Origin of the sequence: Anaeromonas gelatinilytica, assembly GCF_016820635.1 — a bacterium.
Classification (GTDB): domain Bacteria; phylum Bacillota; class Clostridia; order Tissierellales; family SIT17; genus Anaeromonas; species Anaeromonas gelatinilytica.
The window spans coordinates 1-5,801 of sequence record NZ_WSFU01000058.1 but is presented as its reverse complement, the minus strand read 5'-3'; the positions used below and the strand labels follow the sequence as shown (position 1 = coordinate 5,801).

At 26.7% G+C, this 5,801-nt stretch carries 4 protein-coding genes; 2 read left to right on the top strand and 2 right to left on the bottom strand.

The genetic code is table 11. The features are described from left to right. Positions 1-227 precede the first annotated feature (227 nt). Positions 228-1,394 carry a TraB/GumN family protein gene (locus GOQ29_RS04540; protein ID WP_203371454.1) on the bottom strand — a complete coding sequence of 389 codons (1,167 nt, stop codon included), beginning with the start codon at positions 1,392-1,394 and terminating at the stop codon, positions 228-230. A 762-nt stretch (positions 1,395-2,156) separates the two neighbouring features. On the opposite strand from GOQ29_RS04540, the gene GOQ29_RS04535 reads away from it, so the two are divergent. Further along, positions 2,157-2,705 carry a histidine phosphatase family protein gene (locus GOQ29_RS04535; RefSeq protein WP_203371453.1) on the top strand — a complete coding sequence of 183 codons (549 nt, stop codon included), beginning with the start codon at positions 2,157-2,159 and terminating at the stop codon, positions 2,703-2,705. 148 nt (positions 2,706-2,853) lie between these two features. Here the strand turns inward: GOQ29_RS04535 and GOQ29_RS04530 are convergent, their stop codons facing one another. Next, complete coding sequence (locus tag GOQ29_RS04530; protein ID WP_252187514.1) at positions 2,854-3,504, bottom strand: rhomboid family intramembrane serine protease; 651 nt, start codon at positions 3,502-3,504, stop codon at positions 2,854-2,856. Positions 3,505-3,588: 84 nt separating this feature from the next. Between GOQ29_RS04530 and recQ the strand changes: the two genes are divergently transcribed. After that, a complete protein-coding gene (gene recQ / locus GOQ29_RS04525) occupies positions 3,589-5,724 on the top strand; it encodes a DNA helicase RecQ (RefSeq protein ID WP_203371452.1) in 2,136 nt (711 codons plus the stop codon). Positions 5,725-5,801 lie beyond the last annotated feature (77 nt).

Genomic DNA, 5,801 nt, shown 5'->3' with positions numbered 1-5,801 from the left:
TTTCGTTTTTAGGGTGTTTCTTATTGTTAAGTTTAAATATTTACCTTGATGCAACACTAAAACTGGGTTAACCCAGTTATTTTTTTATTGTCTAGAAAAGTTTATTTAATAAAAGTTTTAGACTATTGATAAATACAAGGGTTAATAGTCACAGAAGATATTGGAAGACAATAAAAGACATGGGTTATGTCGAATTTTGCGAACAATGGGACAGAGAACCGTCCCCATTAAAATAATTTCAAAAATATCCTAAGTACTTCTGCTCCCCCAACAGCGGTTCCTACTACACTACCTATATTAGCTAATACTACTACTAAAAGTATATGAGTAATTTTGTTTTTCCAAAATCCTTTTATACTATTTATATCTCCTGCTAAATTCTCGAAATCTTCTACTTTAGGCTTTCTTAAAAATGTTTCTACTATACCTACAAACCATCCTGCAGCTAATAACGGATTTAATGAACTAATAGGAGCAACTAAAAATGCTGTCACTATAGACAGGGGATGTGCTAGAGCTATAACAGCTCCTATAGCAGATAAAGAACCGTTCCATAATATCCATCCAATAGCCTGACTTAATGCCATATCTCTATTATTGTAAAATGTAAAAAGTATTATTCCCATAATTATTGCTGGAATAACCCATTGAATACCCTTAGTTTTTTTAGATTTTTGTGGTAATGAAGATAATTTTTTTATATTTTGTTCCTCTTTAATCTCTTCTTTAATTCCTGGTATATGTCCTGCTCCTAATACTGCAACGATTTTATTTCCTTGAGCATTTTTAATTTTATGAGAAAGATATTTATCCCTTTCATCAATTAATGTTTTCTTCAATTCTGGGAATGAATCTTTCAATTCATCTAACATAGTAATAAGTATATCATCATTCTTTAATTTTTCTAATTCATCCTCCGATATTTCTTCATCAGCAAACATACTATATATCAATTCTGTAATCAATTTCATTTTACCCCAAAGACTTATCCCTCTCCATATCCTTTGAAAAGTTATCTGTATATCTCTATCTGCCATCACCAATTCAGCATCTATCTCCTTTGCAGAATTTATGGCTTGTATCATTTCTTGCCCAGGAGTTATATTGAATTGTTTTGCCATTCTCTTTTGAAAAGAAGACATCATTAAATTAGCCAATAATAATGTAGCTTTCTTCTGTTTTATTACGGATATTATATCTGTTTCTTGCCATTTTTTTCCTTCTGTCATAGACTTATATCTTTGTTCATCCAATTCTATGCATACAGTATCGGGTTTTTCTTCTTCTATTATTTCTTTCACTTGTTCAGCACTTTTTTGAGATATATGAGCTGTTCCTATAAGGATAATTTCCTTATCATTTATATTCAATCTAGTAATATTTTCTTCAGACATAAAATACCTTCCTTTTCTTAGTCTCATACATTTATTATATACTTTCATATTATTTATCACAACTTTAGATAATATAAATCCAGAGATTTCGCACCAAATTTCCAGTAAAAAATTTATTTTTCCATTAATTGTAATATTTTCTTTATTCATGAATAAATAGAAGTTAAAAAACCGATAGGTCTAAAAATGAATGCAATTCCCACCTCCCCATAAAACCAGTTGTTTTAATTTCCAATCTTTTTTATAGTTATGTCTTTGCAAAAATTGGATTTTTCCAATCATTTTCTATAGTAAATCTTTCATCTCTTAAATCTTCAATAACATCTATCTGAAGCATATTTTTCCTTCTAAAACCTCTTATACACCTAAAAAAGTATAATTACATCAGATTAAATGCTATTATTATAAATATCTACTCCCCCATTATCACTATTTATTTTTACTAATTCACTTAACTCTATATATGAAATAATATATCTAATGATGGATTGAAGTGCCCATTTTTAATCCTTGATATCTGACTCCTACCACAAAAATTTTTGTACAGATCTTTTTGAACTATCCCTTTTTTTCCTTATGTCTCTTATATTCTTTCCTATAACCATAAATTATCCTCCTAGTTAATAAATATTTAAATAAGATTAATATGACTTATTTAATTTTATTATATCTAGACTTTATATATTTTTAAAGTGACACTTATGTCCCTTTTATGATACTATCTTTATAAATAAAACACGTATGTATTTGGAGGATTTAAATATGATTACAAAGATATTTTTAATACGACATGCTCATTCTACTTACTCTACTGATGAATATAACCGACCTTTATCTGATAAGGGTGTTGATAGTTTATCTAAATTAGATTTTTTAAAAAATATAGATTTTGATGTGATAATTTCTAGTCCTTATAAACGATGTATTCAAACTATAGCTCCTCTTTCTTTGGAATTAAAGAAAGATATTCAAATAGATGAAAGACTAAAGGAAAGGGTTATCTCTAATCAATTTCAACCTGACTTCGATTATTGTATGAATAAACTTTGGAATGACTACAATTTCAGTTTTGTTGGGGGGGAATCCAATTTTGTAGCACAAGCTCGTGGAATCTCTTTAATAGAACATTTATTAAGAAATTATACGGGAAAAACTATTGCGCTTAGTACTCATGGAAATTTAATAACATTAATATTAAATTACTATAATAAAAATTATGATTTTAGTTTTTGGAAAAATTTGAAAATGCCTGATGTTATTTCAATAACCTTTTCTGAAAATGTATCTATACAGAACATTCTAAACAAATAAAGTATAATACTAAATTAGTAATCATATGCAGATAGAAACCAATATCCTTTTATAATTTATTCTTTAAAGCAAATTTCCCTTCCTCCATTTTTATAAAATAGGACTTATATATTTTTTAATATATATAGCTTGTTTCATAAATACATTACTAATTTCCTTGATGTTTTTTAATTTTTTTTATTTTTATTCTATTAACTCTATTACCACCTAATATAGCTCCACATATTCCTCCAACTACATGAGCCATTTGAGATATATTATCTTTAACCATTACGGCAGTAGTCAACTCTTTTCCTATAAATAGTATTCCTACAATTACTAATGTAAGAGGAATATGCCCCCTTTTAACATTAGAAAAAGAGCTTAATAAAATCAGCATAAAAACTATTCCACTTGCCCCTATAAGTCCAGTATCAAACAATAATATATTAATTACTCCTGTTACAAAAGCAGTAATTAATATCATCTTTATTAATTCTTTAGAGCCATATTTTTCTTCAAGCATTGGACCTAATAAAAGTATTAATAAGAAATTACTTGAAAAATGTTCCCAACTTCCATGCCCCAATATATAACTAAATAATCTTATATATTGCATAGGATCCGCTAAGGATGTCCTGAAATTTACAAAGAGATAATTTATAAAAGCATCTCCATATACTTCTCCTAATAACAACACACCTAGAGCTAAAAATGTAAACGTAAGAGTCACAGGGGCATTATAATGTATTCTTGATCTATTCATAAAATCATCCTTATCATAAAATAATGTAGTATCTATTCTATATAATATAACCATTTTCCTTTTCTCTAAACTTTTTAATTAATTAATTGAATTAATTGATACAAAAATATAAAATAATTATAAAGATTGGAGGACATTATGAATATAAAAAAAGTACTAAAAGAATATTTTGGATATAATGATTTTAAAAAAGGGCAAGAAGAATTAATAAAAGGAATATTAGAAAACAAAGATGTTTTAGGTATTATGCCTACCAGTGGAGGTAAATCTTTATGTTATCAAATACCTTCTTTAATTACTGAAGGTACTACTTTAGTAATATCACCATTGATATCTCTGATGAAAGATCAAGTAGATTCATTGACAGAAATAGGTATTTATGCTACTTATATCAATAGTAGTTTAACCTCACTCCAACTTAATGAAAGACTACAAAATATAAAAAAAGATAAATATAATCTTATATATATAGCACCAGAAAGACTTAATCATAAAAATTTTATAAATTTAATTAAACATATAAATATACCTTTTATAGCTATTGATGAAGCTCATTGCATTAGTAAATGGGGACATGACTTTAGACCAAGCTATAAAGAAATTCCTAAATTCATAAATAATTTAAAAAACAGGCCAGTCATAGGTGCATACACGGCTACAGCTACTGAAGAAGTAATAGACGATATTAAAAAACTTCTAAATCTTATTAATCCCAAAGAAATAATTACAGGTTTCGATAGAGAAAATTTATTCTTTCGAGTGGAAAATAACGTAGACAAAAGAAATTTTATACTTAATTATCTAAAAAATCAAAGTAACGAGTCAGGTATTATATACTGCTCTACTAGAAAAGAAGTAGAATCTTTAGGTAGCTTTTTACAGAATAAAAATTATGAAGCTAGTCTATATCATGGAGGTATGAATAAAGAAGATAGAGAAAATGCTCAACATTCTTTCATATACGACGAAACTCCCATAATGGTAGCTACTAATGCATTTGGAATGGGTATAGATAAGTCAAATGTAAGATATGTAATTCACTATAATATTCCTCAAAGTATGGAATCTTATTATCAAGAAGCTGGAAGAGCTGGTAGAGATGGTGAATACAGTGAATGTATATTATTATTCTCTCCCCAAGATGTAGTGAAACAAAAATTCCTTATTGGAGAAAGTTATCCCAATCCTCAAAGAGCTTCAATTGCATATAAAAACCTACAATATCTAGTAGATTATTGTTATAGTCATAAATGTTTAAGAGGAAAAATATTAAAATATTTTGGTGAAGTTGATATAATAGATAAATGTAATAATTGTAGCAATTGCACTATTGATAGAGAATTTAAAGATGTGACTATAGAATCTCAAAAAATACTTTCCTGTGTATATAGATTGAATGAAAATTTTGGAACAACTATAGTAGCTCAAGTCCTAAAAGGTTCTAAAAATAAAAAGGTTCTGAACTTTAATTTAGATAAAATATCCACTTATGGAATAATGGATAATTATACTGAAAAAGGCATAAAGGATATAATTGCAGTGTTAATAGCTCAGGGATTTCTATCTCTTACGGAAAGTAAATTTCCTATAGTTAATTTAACTCCTATTTCAAAAAAAGTATTAAAAGGACAAGAAAAAGTATATATGCCTGTAGATATATTTAAAGAGGATACCTTAGATATTAATAACTATTATAAAGATTTATTTGAAGATTTAAGATTAGTAAGAAAAAATTTAGCTTTAGAAAAAAATATTCCTCCTTATATAATATTTCCAGATACATCTCTAAAAGAAATGGCTACTTATCTTCCTAGGAATAAAGAGGAATTTCTTAAAATTAAAGGTGTAGGGGATAAAAAATATGAAAACTATGGAGAGATATTTTTAGATTTAATTAATAAATATATCAATAAAAATGATGCTAAACCAATAATAGAAATATCAATAAATAAAAATACGAATCCTACTAAAATTAAAATGAAAACTCATATTGAAAGCTATAATTTATATAAAAAAGGTAATAGTATAGAAAAAATATCTGAAATAAGAAACTTGAAAAAAGATACTATATTAAATCATTTTGTCAAATGTGAAGAAGAGGGTCTAAATATTAATTGGAATCATATAGTAAGCCCGGATATAGAAAATAAAGTGTTAAATGTCATAGATAAAGTGGGCTCCAAGTATTTAAAGCCTATTAAAGAAGCTTTACCTGAAAATATAACCTATTATGATATAAAGTGTGTAATATATAAAAAAAATTATTTAAAATAACTCCTCGGATTTTCCGAGGCCACTGAAAATCTTATGATTATTGAGTGAAATTAAAAATTTATAATGAAAAAATACTA